This is a genomic window from Albidovulum aestuarii (genome assembly GCF_029961185.1).
GTDB classification, from domain to species: Bacteria; Pseudomonadota; Alphaproteobacteria; order Rhodobacterales; family Rhodobacteraceae; genus Albidovulum; species Albidovulum aestuarii.
In genome coordinates this window covers 1-725 of the sequence record NZ_JASBQQ010000029.1, presented here as the reverse complement: position 1 = coordinate 725, position 725 = coordinate 1, and the positions used below count along the sequence as shown (strand labels likewise).

The window sequence follows — 725 nt, the reverse complement described above, 5'->3', positions numbered from 1 at the left end:
ACGACGCCAGCGCCGACGGTGCGGCCGCCTTCGCGGATGGCGAAGCGGAGCTTCTCTTCCATCGCGATCGGGGCGATCAGCTCGACTTCGAACTTCAGGTTGTCGCCCGGCATCACCATCTCGGTGCCTTCCGGCAGCTTCACCGTGCCCGTCACGTCGGTCGTGCGGAAGTAGAACTGCGGACGGTAGTTGGCGAAGAACGGCGTGTGACGGCCACCCTCTTCCTTGGTCAGGATATAGGCCTCGGCCTCGAACTGGGTGTGCGGCTTGACCGAACCCGGCTTGCAGAGAACCTGGCCACGCTCGACGCCGTCACGGTCGACACCGCGCAGAAGCGCGCCGATGTTGTCGCCGGCCTCACCACGGTCCAGCAGCTTGCGGAACATTTCCACACCGGTGCAGACCGTCTTCTTGGTGTCGCGGATGCCGACGATCTCAATCTCGTCGCCGACATTGATCACGCCACGCTCGACACGCCCCGTAACAACCGTGCCGCGGCCCGAGATCGAGAACACGTCTTCGATCGGCATCAGGAACGGCTGGTCCACGGCGCGCTCGGGCGTCGGGAAGTAGGTGTCGACGGCTTCCATCAGCGCGCGGATCGAGTTCTCGCCGATCTCGGCATCGCGGCCTTCAAGGGCGGCCAGAGCCGAACCCTTGATGATCGGAATGTCGTCGCCCGGATATTCGTAGGACGACAGAAGCTCGCGCACTTCCATCTCGAC

The 725-nt window shown here is 64.1% G+C and carries 1 protein-coding gene; it reads right to left on the bottom strand.

Annotated features, from left to right (window positions below):
• Positions 1–725 (bottom strand): EF-Tu C-terminal domain-related protein (locus QKW60_RS20990; RefSeq protein ID WP_282371666.1); only part of this gene is annotated, 725 nt, incomplete at both ends.